Origin of the sequence: Paenibacillus sp. DMB20 (assembly GCF_000987955.1) — a bacterium.
Classification (GTDB): domain Bacteria; phylum Bacillota; class Bacilli; order Paenibacillales; family Paenibacillaceae; genus Paenibacillus_AQ.
Genome location: NZ_LAZU01000008.1, coordinates 42,035 through 59,166 on the forward strand (window position 1 = coordinate 42,035; position 17,132 = coordinate 59,166).

At 47.4% G+C, this 17,132-nt stretch carries 15 protein-coding genes and 1 pseudogene; 12 read left to right on the plus strand and 4 right to left on the minus strand.

Annotation, left to right across the window (positions count from 1 at the left end):
* The first annotated feature begins 16 nt into the window (after window positions 1-16).
* The 3 genes from XI25_RS02860 to XI25_RS02870 all read left to right on the plus strand — a co-directional run bounded on the left by XI25_RS02860 (window position 17) and on the right by XI25_RS02870 (window position 3,815).
* The gene (locus XI25_RS02860; RefSeq protein WP_046677280.1) at window positions 17-898 is read left to right on the plus strand and encodes a diacylglycerol kinase; all 882 of its coding nucleotides are present in this window, start codon (window positions 17-19) and stop codon (window positions 896-898) included.
* A gap of 397 nt (window positions 899-1,295) precedes the next feature.
* The gene (rlmD, locus tag XI25_RS02865; RefSeq protein ID WP_442950352.1) at window positions 1,296-2,855 is read left to right on the plus strand and encodes a 23S rRNA (uracil(1939)-C(5))-methyltransferase RlmD; all 1,560 of its coding nucleotides are present in this window, start codon (window positions 1,296-1,298) and stop codon (window positions 2,853-2,855) included.
* A gap of 255 nt (window positions 2,856-3,110) precedes the next feature.
* Window positions 3,111-3,815: an alpha/beta hydrolase gene (locus XI25_RS02870; protein WP_046677282.1), complete on the plus strand. Its 705-nt coding sequence runs from the start codon at window positions 3,111-3,113 to the stop codon at window positions 3,813-3,815.
* Between the two features lie 695 nt (window positions 3,816-4,510).
* On the opposite strand, the gene XI25_RS02875 is transcribed toward XI25_RS02870, so the two are convergent.
* Window positions 4,511-5,548 carry an alpha/beta fold hydrolase gene (locus XI25_RS02875; RefSeq protein WP_046677283.1) on the minus strand — a complete coding sequence of 346 codons (1,038 nt, stop codon included), beginning with the start codon at window positions 5,546-5,548 and terminating at the stop codon, window positions 4,511-4,513.
* A gap of 107 nt (window positions 5,549-5,655) precedes the next feature.
* On the opposite strand from XI25_RS02875, the gene XI25_RS02880 reads away from it, so the two are divergent.
* The 3 genes from XI25_RS02880 (at window position 5,656) to XI25_RS02885 (ending at window position 7,752) form a co-directional block, all read left to right on the plus strand.
* Window positions 5,656-6,258 carry a TetR/AcrR family transcriptional regulator gene (locus XI25_RS02880; protein ID WP_046677284.1) on the plus strand — a complete coding sequence of 201 codons (603 nt, stop codon included), beginning with the start codon at window positions 5,656-5,658 and terminating at the stop codon, window positions 6,256-6,258.
* A 422-nt stretch (window positions 6,259-6,680) separates the two neighbouring features.
* A complete protein-coding gene (locus tag XI25_RS32745) occupies window positions 6,681-7,067 on the plus strand; it encodes a hypothetical protein (protein ID WP_152669054.1) in 387 nt (128 codons plus the stop codon).
* A 109-nt stretch (window positions 7,068-7,176) separates the two neighbouring features.
* The gene (locus XI25_RS02885) at window positions 7,177-7,752 is read left to right on the plus strand and encodes a DUF4256 domain-containing protein (RefSeq protein ID WP_046677285.1); all 576 of its coding nucleotides are present in this window, start codon (window positions 7,177-7,179) and stop codon (window positions 7,750-7,752) included.
* Window positions 7,753-8,003: 251 nt separating this feature from the next.
* Here XI25_RS02885 and XI25_RS02890 read toward each other — a convergent pair whose 3' ends face one another.
* Window positions 8,004-8,558, minus strand: coding sequence for a GrpB family protein (locus XI25_RS02890; protein WP_046677286.1), 555 nt, complete (start codon window positions 8,556-8,558; stop codon window positions 8,004-8,006).
* 238 nt (window positions 8,559-8,796) lie between these two features.
* Here XI25_RS02890 and XI25_RS32750 point away from each other — a divergent pair, with 238 nt between their 5' ends.
* Both XI25_RS32750 and XI25_RS02895 read left to right on the plus strand, forming a co-directional pair.
* The gene (locus tag XI25_RS32750) at window positions 8,797-8,988 is read left to right on the plus strand and encodes a hypothetical protein (protein ID WP_152669055.1); all 192 of its coding nucleotides are present in this window, start codon (window positions 8,797-8,799) and stop codon (window positions 8,986-8,988) included.
* A 24-nt stretch (window positions 8,989-9,012) separates the two neighbouring features.
* Window positions 9,013-10,647 carry a formate--tetrahydrofolate ligase gene (locus tag XI25_RS02895; RefSeq protein WP_046677287.1) on the plus strand — a complete coding sequence of 545 codons (1,635 nt, stop codon included), beginning with the start codon at window positions 9,013-9,015 and terminating at the stop codon, window positions 10,645-10,647.
* Between the two features lie 214 nt (window positions 10,648-10,861).
* Here the strand turns inward: XI25_RS02895 and XI25_RS02900 are convergent, their stop codons facing one another.
* Entirely contained in the window at window positions 10,862-12,064 is a 1,203-nt protein-coding gene (locus XI25_RS02900; RefSeq protein ID WP_046677316.1) for an MFS transporter, read from the minus strand.
* A 455-nt stretch (window positions 12,065-12,519) separates the two neighbouring features.
* Here XI25_RS02900 and XI25_RS02905 point away from each other — a divergent pair, with 455 nt between their 5' ends.
* The 4 genes and pseudogenes from XI25_RS02905 to XI25_RS36685 form a co-directional block, all read left to right on the plus strand.
* Complete coding sequence (locus XI25_RS02905) at window positions 12,520-13,227, plus strand: DNA alkylation repair protein (protein WP_046677288.1); 708 nt, start codon at window positions 12,520-12,522, stop codon at window positions 13,225-13,227.
* 561 nt (window positions 13,228-13,788) lie between these two features.
* On the plus strand, window positions 13,789-14,640 hold the full coding sequence (locus tag XI25_RS02910) for a hypothetical protein (protein ID WP_046677289.1): 852 nt from the start codon (window positions 13,789-13,791) through the stop codon (window positions 14,638-14,640).
* Window positions 14,641-14,672: 32 nt separating this feature from the next.
* Window positions 14,673-15,110 (plus strand): hypothetical protein, encoded by a 438-nt coding sequence (locus XI25_RS02915; RefSeq protein WP_046677290.1) that lies wholly within the window; start codon window positions 14,673-14,675, stop codon window positions 15,108-15,110.
* 62 nt (window positions 15,111-15,172) lie between these two features.
* Window positions 15,173-15,355, plus strand: a pseudogene (locus XI25_RS36685) (SF0329 family protein); the annotation flags it as partial.
* 49 nt (window positions 15,356-15,404) lie between these two features.
* Here XI25_RS36685 and hcp read toward each other — a convergent pair.
* Window positions 15,405-17,093 (minus strand): hydroxylamine reductase, encoded by a 1,689-nt coding sequence (gene hcp / locus XI25_RS02920; RefSeq protein WP_235439628.1) that lies wholly within the window; start codon window positions 17,091-17,093, stop codon window positions 15,405-15,407.
* Window positions 17,094-17,132: the final 39 nt, after the last annotated feature.

Genomic DNA, 17,132 nt, shown 5'->3' on the forward strand with positions numbered 1-17,132 from the left:
CAGGTGGCGTATCGTAATGAGAAGAGCACGTTTAATTTATAACCCCACCTCCGGGCGGGAGGAAATGAAGCGCCGTTTGGCCGATGTGCTGCAGCGGCTGGACAGCGCGGGCATCGAGGCCTCCTGCCATGCGACGACCGGCGAGGGGGATGCAGCGCGCGAGGCCGCGGAGGCCGTGGACCGGGGGTATGACCTGATTATCGCCGCCGGGGGCGACGGTACCCTGAATGAGGTCGTGAACGGGATGGCGGAGAAGGAGAACCTTCCTCCGCTGGGCGTGTTCCCGGTGGGAACGACCAATGATTTTGCCCGGGCGCTCGGCATCTCGAAGAACTGGGAAGAATACTGCGATCTGGTGATTCGCGGCGAGACCCGGCCGATTGACGTGGGGAAGGCCAATGACCGCTACTTCATAAATATTGCGGGCGGCGGCACGCTGACGGAGCTTACTTATGAGGTACCGAGCAGACTCAAGACGATGATCGGCCAACTGGCGTATTATTTGAAGGGCCTGGAGAAAATGGTCAGCCTGGCGCCGCAGGAGCTCATCATCAATGCGAGCGGGCAGGATGCGATTCATGACGAGTTCATGGTATTTCTCATTGCCAACAGCAATTCGGTCGGCGGCTTCGAGAGGCTCGCTCCCGGTGCCAGCATCGACGACGGCCTGTTCGACGTGATCGCGGTGCGTAAATGCAATCTGGCGGAGTTTGTCCGCCTCGTTACCCTTGCTTTGCGCGGGGAGCATGTGAACGACAAGAAGGTTATTCACTTCCGGACCGACTATATGGAAGTCGTCTCCCCGGGTCTGGTGCAGCTGAACCTCGACGGCGAGTACGGCGGCGACCTGCCGGGAACGTTCCGCATCCTGCCGCAGCATCTGCGTATTTTTGCTTAGAACGCGAAATCAATGGAATATGATAGGAAGCTCCCGTATAATGATGGATGGAGCTTGGACGACAGGCTCCCGTCAGGGAGCTTTTTGCGTTGCCGGAGATTTTCGGTGACCATGAAATGAAGATCAGGATGAAAACGAGAATGAAGATGAAGATTAAAATGCAGATCAGGGAATATTTAAAATAGATCAGAACACGTGAGATGCTGAAGGGAAAGAAGTGAACTCCATGAAAAAGAACCGCAGCGGACAAACGGGACGCCACCGCAGCAAAACGACAGGGGACAGGCTTCAGGCCGGTAAGTCCAAAAACAAAACGGGCGGCAGCCGCAAATCCTCGGCCGACATTGCCGGACTGCCGGTCGCGAAGAGCGACGTGGTTACCATTGATATTATCGGCATGAACCATGACGGCGAAGGGGTCGGCCGGGCGGAGGGCTATACCCTGTTCGTTCAGGGCGCGCTGCCCGGCGAAAAAGTCCGGGTGAAGGTGCTGAAGACGAAGAAGCAGTACGGCTACGCGAAGCTGCTGGAGCTGGTACAGGCCAGCCCGAACCGGATCGCTGCTCCATGCCCAATCTACGACAAATGCGGCGGCTGCCAGCTGCAGCATATGGACTATGCCGCGCAGCTTGCGTGGAAGCGCCAGCTGGTGGTGGACAACCTGGAACGGATCGGGAAGCTGCGGGTGCAGGGCGGTACGGGTTTGGAAGTTGGAGAAAGTGGTTCTGGTGGGAATGCTGATATGAATGGTGCAGAGGCGAGTGGGAAAGCGGCGGATTTGAATGCTGGTGCTGATGTGAGCTCGGCTGATGCTATTTTGCGTGCGACAGCCGAAGCATCGGGAGGAGAAGCTCGGGGAACCTTGCCGGATGATCAGGCTGAAGGGGCTGACCGTAAGGTTCAGGACAACCGAGATACCGACGCTCCCGGCATTATCGTACGTCCTACGCTCGGCATGAGCGAGCCTTGGCGCTACCGCAACAAGTCCCAGGTACCGATCGGCGTAACCGAGGGCGGGCTGGTCGGCGGCTTTTATGCGCGGGGCAGCCACCGGATCGTGGACATGGAGACCTGTCTCATTCAGCATGAACAAAACGATGAAGTGGTGCGCCGGGTGAAGGCCATCGGCCGCAGGCTCGGCATTACGGCCTACAACGAGGAGACCGGACAAGGCCTGCTGCGTCATGTGGTGGTCAAAATCGGCTTTACCACTGGCGAGATGATGATCGTACTTGTCACCAATGGCGAGGCCATTCCGCGTGCGGATGAATGGATTGCGGCGATCCGTGAAGAGCTCCCTGCCGTAGTCAGCATCTGCCAGAACGTGAACAAGCGCCAGACGAATGTCATCTTCGGCGATGTCACCCGTGTCCTGTGGGGACGCGAGGTCATTCACGATTACATCGGAGACGTAAAGTTTGCTATCTCGGCCCGTTCCTTCTACCAGGTGAACCCGGCACAGACCGAGGTACTGTACGGAAAGACGGTGGAATATGCGGGCTTAACCGGCAAGGAAACGGTGTTCGATGCCTACTGCGGCATCGGCACGATCTCGCTGTTTCTGGCCCAGCACGCCAAGAAGGTGTACGGCGTCGAGATCGTTAAGGAAGCGATTGAGGATGCGCGCTCGAACGCGAAGCTGAACGGCATGGACCATGTGGAGTTTGAGGTGGGTGCATCCGAGGATGTGATTCCCCGCTGGAAAGAGCAAGGCATCGAGGCCGACGTCATCGTCGTCGACCCGCCACGTAAGGGCTGCGATCCGCGCCTCTTGGAGACGATTCTTGAGATGAAGCCGAAGCGGGTGGTGTATGTGAGCTGTAATCCATCTACGCTCGCGAGGGATTTGAGCGTGTTGGAGGAAGGTGGGTACTCCACGGTTGAAGTTACGCCGGTGGATATGTTCCCGCATACGGTGCATGTGGAATCTGTGGCTTTACTGGTGAGGGACGTGTAGGCCCCCAATAAACCCATGCTATTCATAATAAACTCGTGCTAATAATTGAATAAAGACGTGATAAAATCCGGGAATGGATAAAGGGGAAAACCCAGAGTCATCAAGCCGTTCCCCTGTTTTTGTATCAAGACATTATTAAGACTATAATAAAGTTTTGATGGAAAAAGTTGGGTTGAAAATTAAGGATATGATATGCGTAACAAAATAATATACAACTACCTATGGAGGGTAACACCTCAATAATTTGGAGGGTATATGTTAAAAGAAAATATTTTAATAGATGATATTCCTGCTATTTTGTGGGGAAACGACAGCACGGAAATATTTATTGCTGTACATGGCAATATGTCTTCAAAATCAGATATTCCGATTCGTATTCTAGCCGAAAAAGTTGTTCCATTGGGCTATCAAGTGCTCAGTTTTGATTTGCCTGAACACGGCGATAGAAAAAATAGTTCTAAGCTTTGTAAAGTGCAAAACTGCGTTTCTGATTTGAAGAAGGCTTTTGAATTTGCACACACGAAATCAAATACTATCAGCCTATGGGCAAATAGTATGGGAGCATATTTTAGCTTGTTAGCTTATAAAGATGAAGTTTTAAAGCAAAGCCTATTTCTTTCACCTGTTTTAGACATGAGCCGAATGATTCAAAATATGATGAAATGGTTTGATATTACAGAAGAACATCTGTGCAGAGAAAAAGAAATATCTACACCTATTGGTCAAATCCTATATTGGGATTATTACCAGTATGTTATCAAGAATCCAATTATAAAATGGGATTCTCCAACTTCAATTTTATATGGAAAAAAAGACGAACTGTGTGAGTATGATGTCATATCAACATTTATCACAAAATTTAATTGCAATCTTGCTGTTTCACATGCTTCCGAGCATTATTTTCACACAGAAGAAGATTTGACTATTTATGAAAAATGGCTCGAAAAGAATATCTTTTGATAAGAGCACGCTTAGATATTAGATAATCTGAAATCAAGAGACTACGTTTTTAGGTTGACTTCCATGACCTACAGACTTAGCCTCTTTTTTTATCATGTCCATTCTGAAGTTAAACTCTCTTTTGCTAATCATTAAGGGGCGGCGAACCCCTTTTTTTATTCGAATATGATAATAAATAATATTAATTTCGAGCGGATATAAATAGTCCTATGCAGTTGGATGATGCAAATGTGTTGCAAAGTTCAAGTCATTGTTATCGTAAAGCCGCCATTTCAAATAAACAACGATATGATGGTCGGTCTGTACCTTCGAATATCCATTCACCATATTTATCAATGTCCTTAATAACCTCAATCTGCTCATCTGCGGTTCGCTTATACCTTCCGGTCTCAGTTCGATGGTGAACGATACTATCCAACTCATACCAAGGAATTTTTAATGTCTCAGATAGTCGCTTGGCAAGTGTTGTTTTACCGCTAGCTACAATTCCAATTATGAGAACCTTTTTCAATTGATTAACACTTCGCTTAACAATAAGGGTACGTGTATTTCCTAATTTTTAGTTACAAGCCTGTCAGAATAATTATAATTCATCATAGGGAATCACCAAAGAGGGTTATTTACGTCGATTCGTTCATTAATGAAGGGCAAGTTAAACCTTCAAGCATGAAGCTGTCAATATCACCCCATCGGATTCATCGCCCACCGGAATTTGCAGACACTTTATCGAATAAACTGCGAATGACATTCACCACAAGATCAGGCTCGTCGTGAATGACATAATGGCCGCTTTTCTTCGCTACGATCAACTGACTGTCCGTGGAGATGTTCAGCATATTGCGCTGTCCGGCCTGCCATATTTCCTCAATTTTCCTGCCACCTTCTGCGGAGATGCCAGCCTTGGACACGTCCGGCATCACGCCACGAGCAATGATCTTCACAGGGAGGGATCCTAAATTTTGGTCACGAATCGCATCCTCCGTTGTATGTGCCAAATTTCCTTCCTTTTCCTTCGCTTCGAAGAAACTCGGTTTCGCAATGACATTGATAAACTGTTCCCGATCTTCCTTCGCAACGAGGCCGTCCAGCAGGAAATCCTTGAACAGTCGAAACCCTCCGGACATTTTCAACAGCTTTAATATGGATGCCGGCGGATTGCCCTGAAATTTTTCCTGTGAGTAGATGGCCTTCGTGTCTCGCTCGTCGTTTTCGGGTCTGGCGTCAACCAGCACCAAGCCGGCGACTTCATCCCGGTAAGTTTGGGCGAACAGCCGGGCATACATGCCGCCCAAGGAATGACCGACAATGATGTAGGGCCCGCCGATCCCCTCTTTGTCCAATGCGGTATGAATCTCATGTACGATGTTCGCTCCTGTTCGCTCCGTATTGGCTTTCTCGCTCCAAGCATAGCCTGCGCGATCATAGCTTACGACGGTAGCGAATTCGGCCAGTTGCTTCGGAATATTTCTCCACGACAAGCTCGTTTCTCCGCTGCCCGCCTCCAGCAGAATTGTCGGTGATCCGGCGCCGATTTTGTTAATATGCAGACGATATCCGCCAACATCGACTAGCTTCCCTGGCGGAGGAAAATTCCGCTTCGCTTGCTCGGAGGCGATCCATTCGTAAACGAACCCTGATCCGATCGTTAACATAATCAATGACAACACCATCAACAATACGATCTTCCACTTTGCTTTTTTCTTGGGCTTCAAAATTTCGGCTGTAGCATCCATCTGACGTGTGTTCCTTTCCCGATTTCTTCCCTTTTTTAATACATTGTATTAACAAAAATCAATATAGCACATTGTATTAAAAAAAGCAAAGAGTGTATAATGAACATATGCCTAAAATTGTAGATCATGAAAAGCAAAGACATGTCGTCGCCGAAGCGGCGCTCAGAGTCATCCGAAGATCGGGACTTGAACATGCCACCGTCCGCAATATCGCGGTGGAAGCCGGTTTGTCCGTCGGATCGATGCGTCACTACTTCTCTACACAGGCAGAGCTGTTCGCGTTCTGCATGAATCTTTTTTTGCGCCGCATCGAGAAGCGGATCGAAACGATGCGTGCCGACGGCCCGGTTTTGTTGGATTTGAAGCGGCTTCTCATGCAGTTTTTGCCTGTGGATGAAGATAGAAAAATGGAAATGGAGGTTTGGTTGTCCTTTAACGCGAAAGCATTGATTCATCCTGAGCTGAAAGAGTTGAGCGACGAGATGCAGGACGGCTTGTACAAGGCGGTGAGGTTTGTCGTGGATACGCTGCTGGAGTACAAACTGGCGAAGCCGGGGCTGAATACCGAAATGGAAGCGGAAAAATTGTACGCACTGGTCGACGGACTGGCGATTCACCAGATCGTGCGGCCAGGACGAGTGACAACCGAGCGGTTGGAAGAGATTATCGATCAGCATTTGAATTTATTGTGCGGCGGGAAAGAAAATTAAAACGATCTGTTCGGTTGTCCGTGTGCCGGAACCCTGGTCGTTATTAGATGCCGTTGTTCGGACAAGTTCGTCAGCGTCTTGTGCTTTTGCAGGAAGCGGAACAAGGCTGTGGCCGCCTGGACGCACGTTACTGCCCCCCAATTATTAGACGTGTCTAACAATTGAAGGTGCAGTTTTTCTATGTTTAAAATAGAAAGCGCCAGCATGCTGTGCGTTTTGCCGCCGCCGAAGGCAGTTTTCAGTTGAATAACAGGCTCGCCGTCCTTGCCGCTGACGCTTTAACGCTTGTAGCAAATTGTCATGGAAGTTTGAAGTAGGTCATCGACTAATTCTATCTGTATCTTATCGATTCCTGTATAGAGGATTTCTTCTAAGTTATATAGCTATTGTTTTTCTTGAGAAATGCTCGAAACCACAGGTGAATGAAATCGAAAAAAAATCATTCTCAAATGTTTAATCACAGGCGGTATAGTTATACTGCAAAAGTAAGAAGAATGTTTACAGATATATTTACATTTGATCGATGCAGAGCATTCTATGACTGGATACCTCTAATAGAATTCTACGGTGCAAACGTAGCAACCTTGGAAAGACAGATGATATTAAGAAGTTGTATAGGGGCCATAGGAGGAAAGCAATTAGGATTTACTCCGATACCAATATACGACTCCGGAGTTAGTGTGATTGGAATGTTTGAGGAAGAATGGGCACCATTTATTAATGAAATACCTGGAAGAAAGAATTACAACCGTGAATGCTGTTGGGTGAACAGAAACAGAACCATAATCGATTTGGCTAAACCCTTATAAATCAAGGCTTTAGCGTGCCGCGGCAGATGCGAACCAAATACGCATACGGTTCATGTGGAGTGCTGTGTGTCGCTCACTAGGAAGTAGCATATTTGAAGGGAGAATTAATATGACACAGAGTGAAATCAGCAATAAGGAGTTATCGCCGGAACAACGTGAAGTACTACTCAAAACATTGAAAGCTCGTTTTGAGAAAAACATGGACCGCCATCAAGGTCTTGAATGGGCTAATGTACAAGCAAAGCTCGAAGCTCATACTGAAAAACTGTGGTCGCTCCATGAAATGGAGAGAACCGGCGGCGAACCGGATGTCGTTGGTCATGACCATAAGACGGACGAATACATTTTTTACGATTGTTCAGCAGAAAGTCCTAAGGGACGCAGGAGTGTTTGTTACGATCATGAAGCGTTAGAGTCCAGGAAGCAACACAAACCAGAAAATAGCGCTATTCATATGGCGACTGACATGGGCATCGAGCTTTTAACGGAAGAACAATATCGGGAGCTGCAGAAACTTGGGAATTTCGATTTGAAAACTTCGAGCTGGGTGAAAACGCCTGATAGTATTAGAAAACTCGGCGGGGCTATCTTTTGCGATCGTCGCTATGACACTGTCTTCGTGTACCACAATGGAGCAGAATCTTACTATGGTGCAAGAGGGTTCCGCGGTTCGCTAAGGGTCTAAGCAATCGAACACTGTCACATTGGGAGTTTTCTATATTGTGCAATTTACACATGTGGAGTGCTGCCGCTGTTAGTGCGGAAGGACAATTAAATCGGAGATGTATTGGCGAATTAGAAAAGAGGGGGTAGAACCCCTCTTTTTTTATGAAATTAGAAAGTATAACCTTTAGAGGTATGCCATCCTTATCTCGCAAAAAAACTTCCGCTATATGGGGGCTGTCTTCTGAGAAAGTACGTCGATTTCTTATCATATTATTGTGACGCTAAGCTTTCTTTTGCCAATCTCGTTATTTTATTAATAAACTCAGTCTTACTCTGGGTATAGGCTTCTCTATCATACTTAAAAGTTTCGGCTAAATTAATCTTTAGCTTTTCGTACTCCATTGCTACAGTTGGATTCATCCTTAAATAATCTCTAAAATATAATCTATTCCATAGGAAATCCTGTTCTTTAGTCCCCATATGAATATGGAAGGATTCTTTTTCTAATCCAGTAGGGGAATACCCTTTAACAAACATAATATGGTTTCTTTGTTCTTGCATGAGGATATATTCTTTCTTAATCATTAAGTCAATAATTATGTCTCTAATTCCACTTGCCTGCGGAATCTCCACTAGAATATCAACTGTAGGTTTTGCTGATAAGTTTGAAACAGCAGTACTTCCAATATGCTCCACTCTTAATGCGATTTCCGAACCAAGAATGTTGATGATGTTTTGTTTTTCTCTTTCAAACATGGAAGTCCAGTTTTGGTCATGTCGTTCAATTATTATAGGAAATAACTTGCCTAGTTCTTCTCTATTCATAAAATATCTCCTTCCATATTGAACGAATTGAGGATATTTTCTGTAATAATAATTCCACTTACTAACAACAATACCTTCTTAATAGACTGAAAGATGGATAATCAAGCCGCTCGTGTAGTTAGTTATTATTTACATCAAGGAGCTCGTACTAAATTCGCCTCAAGATCGTTAACTTTCCGGGGGTGAATTTTTTTATAATATCTATAGGGGAATAATTTTTGGTGAGAGGGACAACTTGGTGAATAATGGGCAGAATTTTAGAGGAACTTGTGGATTCTACCCAACCATAAAAATAGCAGGATATTTTAAAGGGGAAGTATGGGATTTTATATTGCCGATTTTAGATCAACAAGAGCAAAATAAAGCTATATCCAGATTAAATTCATTGAAACATGCAATCGTTTCAAACTATTTTTATCAGGCCTATTAAGCGTAATAGGCATGGGAGGCATATATGAAACCAATCACAGAAGTTGCAGCACAACTGGGCCTTGCGCCGGATCAGCTTGAGCTTTATGGAAAATGGAAAGCGAAGCTGACCGAGGATGTATGGGCATCCGTCTCGCAGCGGCCGGACGGAAAGCTTATCCTCGTTACCGCCATGAATCCGACGCCAGCGGGAGAAGGCAAGACGTTGACAACGATCGGGCTCACGCAAGGATTGAATCGGATTGGACGGAAGGCGGCCGCCGCGCTGCGCGAGCCGTCGCTCGGACCGTGCATGGGCATGAAGGGCGGGGCCACAGGCAGTGGCAAAGCCCAGATTGTCCCGGCCGAGGATATTAATCTCCACTTTACGGGCGATATCCATGCGATTACATCGGCGCACAATCTACTCGCGGCACTCATTGACAACCATATTCACCAAGGCAACGCTTTGCGTCTTAACCTGGCGCGCATTGTATGGAAACGGGCACTCGATATGAATGATCGGCCGCTGCGCCAGATCGTCATCGGCATCGGCGACAACAATGGCATCGCGCGCGAAGACGGCTTCCTTATTACGACCGCTTCGGAAGTGATGGCGGTGTTATGTTTAGCGGAAAATATGGCCGATTTGCGGGCGAGGTTGAGCCGGATCGTCGTGGCGTATGACATGGATGGGCGGCCGGTGACGGCGGATGAGTTCCAGGCGGTTGACGCGATGTGCGCCCTGCTGAAGGATGCCATCCATCCGAATCTGGTGCAGACGCTCGAAGGCGACCCGGTGTTCATTCACGGCGGGCCGTTCGCCAACATCGCCCACGGGTGCAGCAGCATACGGGCGACCCGCCATGCTCTCAAGCTGGCCGATTACGTCGTGACGGAAGCGGGATTCGGCGCCGATCTGGGCGCGGAAAAATTCATGAACATCAAATGCCGCCTGGGAAGCCTGCGCCCGGCGGCTGCGGTCATCGTCGCAACCGTGCGTTCGCTGAAATACAACGGTGGCGTACCGAAACAGGAACTCCTGACGGAGAATGCCGAGGCGATACGGTCCGGATTCTGCAACTTGCGTCGCCACGTGGAGAACATGCGTGGCTTCGGCGTGCCGGTCATCGTCGCTATTAACCGTTTTGCGGCGGATACGGAGGCAGAGCTGGCGCAGGTTGCCGCTCTCTGCGCAGAGCTTGGCGTGAAGGCGATCGTCTCGGATGCCTGGGAGCATGGCGGTGAAGGCTGCCGCGAGTTGGCGCAAGAAGTGGCCGCGCTGGCCGATGGATCGACGGCGGATACGTTCCAACTGCTCTATCCTGACGAGATGCCGCTTGCGGAAAAGATTGAGACGATCGTTACGCGGATCTATCGCGGGGCCGGGGTCAAATACCGCCCGGCTGCGAGGCGGGCACTGCAGGAACTGGAACGGCTTGGCGTGCGCGACCTTCCCGTCTGCATGGCGAAAACGCCGTATTCGTTCACGGACCGTCCCGTCGTGCTAGGGGCGCCGGAGCAGTTTACGATTGAAGTGCAGGATATCCGCTGGTCGGCCGGGGCAGGATTCGCCGTCGTGCTGACGGGGCAGATGGTCACGATGCCGGGGCTGCCTGCGGAACCGGCGGCGTGGAGTATAAGGGTGGATGAGTCGGGACATATTGAAGGCCTGAGATGATATGCGAGGCAGGACAGGGCTGCTATGGAATGGGGATTTGAAGATGGTATTGAAATTATCATCAAAGGGAAGGGAGTCCTTGAAGTACGCGAGTTTTAAGGTTACGGGGAAATAAACTCAAATCACTTCATAGGAAGTGGTTTTCAGATTGCAGAGAAACCCACGTCTTTTTCAAAGACATGGGTTTCTCATTTGTTTCGGCATGTTTCTCATATTATTTTGCCAAACTGCTAGCTAATTGTTTTTCTTTCCACATGATCGTAATTACAAGACCAATCAACATAATGACAGCAGCAAAGAGATACGGATAGTTGATGTTTACATCAAATAATATACCGCTTAATGCGGGCCCAACGATATTGCCCAAGCTTGTATATGTTGAGTTCATGCCAGCGACAAATCCTTGTTCTTTTTCAGTCGTTTTTGATAAATAGGTCGTTAATGCTGGTCGCAGCAAGTCAAATGCGAGAAAGATGAAGGAAGTTACTAATAAAATGGCTACATAGCCGGAGATCATGGTGGATACTACCGCGAAAAATACGCCAGCGATTAAGCATAACTGGATGAGTTTCTTTTCACCAAGTATATCTACCATTTTGCCAAACAAAAAGACCTGAACCACAACCCCGAAGATTGCACTTATTGTAATAACGGTTGCAATGTCTTTTGGAGTGAAGCCAAATTTATGATCTGAAAACAGACTAAATACTGTTTCATATGCGGATAAACCAAAGGCCAGTACAAACACAATAATAAAAGCGATAATGTATTGTGGATGAAGCGATCGTTTAAGATCGGTTACAAAGCTGGTACCTTTTTTGAGCTGATTGATTTCCAAGAGCTGCTGTTTGGTTAGAGGCTCTTTTAAAATAAATATAGATGAAATACATGTTATTAATGCGAAGCCTGCAGCAAAGTAGAATGGGGCACGCACACCCAGCTCAGCAATAAAACCTCCGATACCTGGGCCAATAATAAAACCGATACTAATTGCAGCAGAAATATAACCCATCGCTTTAGGCCGTTCCTCTACTGAGGTAATATCTGCAACAAAAGCAGTTACGCCTGGCATAATAAATGCGCCACTAATACCACCTAGAATTCTAGATAAATAAAGAACGGATACGTGTGTGCCTAATCCAAAGATCAGCTCTGATATACTGAAGAGGATTAAGCCGATTACGATCATTTTTTTTCTGCCATAAGTGTCAATCCATCGTCCTGCCAGGGGAGACATGAGTAATTGTGCGAACGCAAAGACCGCTACAAGATAACCCATCGTTTGGCCCGATAGATGCATAATATTCATAAAGGATGGCATTACAGGGATGATAAGTCCGACTCCTAGAAAAACAATGAATATATTACTTAGTAGAATGAGTAAGACTGTTTTTTGTTCTTTCAATGGTTTCTTCATGAAGCAATACCTCTCTCTGAAAATCATAGCTATGAAATGCCTCTCCAAATAAAGTCCATGAGGCATTTAGTTTATGATTTAAACGTTTTTCATTTTCCCTAGATCCTTAATCCTTTCGTAAGCGATATTATTCGTGTCTCTTAAATTTGTGTCCACTGTCTATTCTAGTTCTAGAACAAGCTGCTCGCAACAGCAATACTGGAAATAAGAGTATGTGTAATTGTATCTAATGAGAAGTCAGATCGCAGTAGAATTACAATTGCTTTTAATATTTGATATAGTCTTAATTATAAGTATTGATACTAACGGTTGTGGGAACTATGGAGTTTGAGCTGAACATTGAGTCATTGATGTTGGTATCTATTATCCAGGAATAGAAATTAAAATGCGGTATTTCCTCTACCGATTTGATGGATAAATCTCAAGGACAAAACCTTCGAAGGAAGTGATAAACCATGAATTTAGAAACGGTCATGCAGGAGCTTGAAGCCCTCGGTAAGGAACGACTCAAGAAAATGTACATGTCCAATGGCGCGCACGAACCGCTTTTTGGCGTGGCGACAGGCGCGATGAAGCCCATAGCCAAGAAAATCAAAAAAAATCAACCCTTAGCTGAGCAGCTTTATGCTACAGGGAACTATGACGCCATGTACTTTGCCGGCATCATTGCAGACCCGGATGCAATGACTGAAGACGATTTTGAGCGTTGGATCGATGGGGCTTATTTTTATATGCTATCCGATTACGTGGTTGCGGTCACCTTGGCGGAAACTGATATTGCGCAAGAGGTTGCCGATCAATGGATCGCAAGCGGCGAAGAGCTAAGAATGTCGGCGGGCTGGAGTTGTTATTGCTGGCTTTTGGGCAGCCGGCCGGACGCCCAGTTTGACGAAAGCAAAATCGCTAACCTGTTGGAGATGGTGGAAAAGACGATTCACGAATCTCCCGAACGAACGAAAGCTTCGATGAATAACTTTATGTACACCGTAGGGGTATCCTATCCGCCCCTCCATGATAAGGCAGTCGAGACGGCAAAGGCCGTAGGCCAAGTAGAAGTTAAACGGGACAAGAAAAAAAGCAGTTTCCTGCTCGCTTCCGAAAATATTCAAAAGGCAGTAGATAAAGGGCAAATTGGTTTCAAACGCAAATATGTACGGTGCTAAGCGGTTTGCTAGAGTACTATTGCTCGGGGCATACTACGATGCTTTGGTTCACAGCCAATAGGACTGTGAATATCTCCCTTCCGCATACGTTACGTCCGGAAATTGTGGGTGGCGTCGTAGGGATTCATGTAAGAGCTGAGGTGATTCAGGTATTTCCTGTTTTCCTCAGCTTTTTTTCATGATTAGTAGTTTCATCACGCTAGGCCTGTAAAGGGTAACGCAACTCCTCTCGGCTCCTTTGCAGGCTGGGCCTTTTCCCAAGGGGCGTCACTGTACACGAGGTTCAATCGATGCAGATTTCAACTTCGATGGCCAATAAAAAAACATAGGCATTTCTATCTGTAAGAATATAACAGCAAAGGATATTCAAGTAGGTTCTGCTGTATATACACTTAAAGTGAAGGATCAACGACCCAATAACCGATGAGATGAGTGGGGCTTCATGAAAGAAGGCTGCGGACGCAAAACGTCTGCAGTCTTTTTGTATAAAGAAGAGGATATCGGCTGGCTCCTACAGAATACTTGAAGCTGCAGTCATTTTAGGAATGAAGGGGATTTGAAATGAAGACAAAATTGATCATGGTCGAGGGCCTGCCGGGATTCGGCAAATCGACGACGTCCCGTATGATTCATGATATTCTAACCGAACGAAACATCGAGGCCCGGCTTGTGATGGAAGGGGATGCAGACCATCCGGCGGATTATGAGGGAACGGCGTGTTTGACTGAAGAAGAATTCGAGAGGCTGCTCCAAACGGCAGGCCCCTTTAAAGAAATATTGATTGAACGGGCGGCCAAAAAAGGCAGCTGGAATCTCTTGCCCTACCAGAAGCTGAAGAACGAATACGGAACCACTTTGCCGGATGATCTATATCATTCGTTATCCAAGCAGGATATTTACGAACTCCCGTTGGATTTCAATAGGAAGCTCATCACCGACCGGTGGGAGGCATTCGCGGAGCGAGCGTGGCATGAGCCTATCGTCACGATTTTTGAATGCTGCTTCATTCAGAATCCGGTGACCATCGGCATGGTGAAGTATGATGAGACGGAAGACCAAGTGATGGACTACGTGTTGGGGCTGGAAAAAGCGATCCTCCCGCTGAATCCCGTATTGTTCTACATTGAGCAGGACAACCTGGAATACGCATTCCGGAAGGCCATCCGGGAACGCCCGGAGGCTTGGTCCACAGGGTTCGTCCATTATTACACCCGGCATGGATACGGCAAACATCGCGGTCTTGAGGGCGTCGAAGGAACACTGCAAGTACTGGAAGCCCGGCGCGAGCTGGAGTATCGGATATTGGGCAGGCTCGGCCTGAACCAGGTGCGAATCAATAACTCCCTTTATGATCAAGAGACGTACAAAGCCATGCTGATTAACAAGTTGAAGCTGCATGGGGTCATCCAATAATATTATTTTCGTAGATAAGAAAGGACAGTTTAATGCGATTATTAACGATCATGATGCTCTATATAACGGCTATATTAACAGGCTGCGAAAAGGAACCCGGTTGGGAGACGATGCAGCTTCTTGACGAGAAGGTCGCCGAAATTCGGATTTCGGCATTCGAGGCATGGGACGAGATGAATGAGGATACACTGCTGTCTTTCAAGGATGAGAAGGCTGTAAATGCATTTGAGGAAGCGATCCGTACTGCTCGCAAGCAGCCAGATGATGCCAAACGAACGGACCCGGATTACGACGTGATGGTCACCTATACAGAGCAATTCCCCGTTCACGCCATCAAGCTGTGGCTGGGAGAAGAGGGGCAGGAAAGTGTGTTCAGCTATGCGTTCCGGGATGGCGAGGAAGCTGTTTATGTGGCATCGGCCAAACACACCGATCGGATGAGAGAGCTCATTTTGCAAGAGGGGCGTTAAAGCCGTTATCGGAACTGATCTCCTTCTGTTTTAGTACCTACAAGTTGAAACATATGGCCGAAGCTACTACGTTTTTAGCGACTTCTATAGATGACAGCTTGGAGAGTCATGATATCTCATTGAATATTCTAGCTTTGGTGGACAGACGAGTTGGCAAAAAGCGAATCTTAAATATGATCGAGAAAATGAAGTTAAAGCATCCCATTTTGCAGTATTTTTATGAACTACGGCTCAGTACGCTATGAAAATTACTGAATTTTAAGAAAAAGAATGCCCGGTGAGGGCATTCTTTTTTTAGGCACCAAGGAACATGTTCATGTCATCTTCCACATTGGTAATGCCGCCGATGCCGAAGTTTTCCACGAGGACTTTGGCAACGTTAGGAGACAGGAATGCAGGGAGCGTAGGGCCCAGATGAATATTTTTAACGCCAAGATAAAGCAGGGCAAGCAGCACGATAACCGCTTTTTGCTCATACCAGGCAATGTTATAGGAAATCGGCAAATCATTAATATCCTCAAGGCCGAATACTTCCTTCAGCTTCAATGCAATAACGACTAGGGAGTAAGAATCATTGCATTGACCAGCGTCCAGGACCCGCGGAATACCGCCGATTTCGCCTAGATCCAGTTTATTGTATTTGTATTTGGCACAGCCTGCAGTTAGAATGACCGTGTCTTTTGGAAGTTCAGCCGCAAAATCGGTGTAATAGTTGCGGGATTTCATTCGTCCATCGCAGCCGGCCATGACGAAGAAGCGGCGGATCGCCCCGGATTTCACGGCATCGACGACTTGATCGGCCACGTTCATCACAGCGGCATGAGCGAAACCGCCGATGATCTCACCCGTTTCAAGTTCCGTGGGAGCTGGGCATCCTTTCGCTTGCTCGATCAGTGCGGAGAAGTCTTTGGGAGCACCGTCTTTTCCTTCTGGAATATGGCGGACGCCCGGAAACCCGGTGTTGCCTGTTGTATAAATACGGTCCTTATAACTGTCTTTCGGCGGAACGATACAGTTGGTCGTCATTAATATCGGTCCGTTAAAGGCTGCGAATTCGCTATTCTGCTTCCACCAGGCATTCCCGTAATTGCCTACAAAATGCTCATATTTCTTGAATGCCGGATAATAGTGGGCAGGCAGCATTTCACTGTGCGTGTACACGTCCACGCCGGTTCCTTCCGTCTGCTTCAGCAGCTCCTCCAAATCCTTCAGATCATGGCCGCTGATGAGAATGCCGGGCCGGTTTCTTACCCCGATATTTACCTTCGTAATTTCCGGATTTCCGTAAACAGAGGTGTTCGCTTCATCAAGCATCGCCATTGCGTTTACGCCGTATTTACCGGTTTCCATCGTCAAAGCTACCAGATCCTGCACTTCAAGGCTGTCGTCAAGCGTGGCGGCAAGGGCACGACGCATAAAACGGTTTAATTCGTGATCATCCTTCTCCAGATGAAGCGCGTGATACGTATAAGCAGCCATCCCCTTCAAGCCGTAAGTAATCAATTCGCGCAGCGAGCGGATGTCTTCATTGCGGGTCGAGAGGACACCAACCGTACGTGCTTTTTCATCAAAAGAAGCTTCGTTATCCGCTTGCCAGACGGCAGCATCAGGGAGATTGGCGGTTCCTTCCGGATATTGTTCGTTATAATAGGTGCGCACCTCGCCGCGGAGCTCTATCGCTTCCCGGATTCTTCCCACAAAAACCTCGCGGTCAAAGTTGGCGTTCGTAATCGTTGCAAACAAGGAGTCCATAATAAACAGCGATACGCGCTGTTCAAGCACCTCCGGCAGCGTTACATCCAGACTGAGAAAAGAGATGCCTTTCAGCAGATAAATCAGCAAATCCTGTAGGTTTGCCACATCATGCGGTTTCCCGCATACTCCGACAATGGTGCAGCCTGTTCCTTTGGATGCTTCCTGACATTGAAAGCAGAACATGGACGGCTGATGCTTTAAGGTCTGTTCTGTCGCGTCGTTATTCATTATTTCTCCTCCAATTTCGTGAATTTTTGTCGTAAGGTC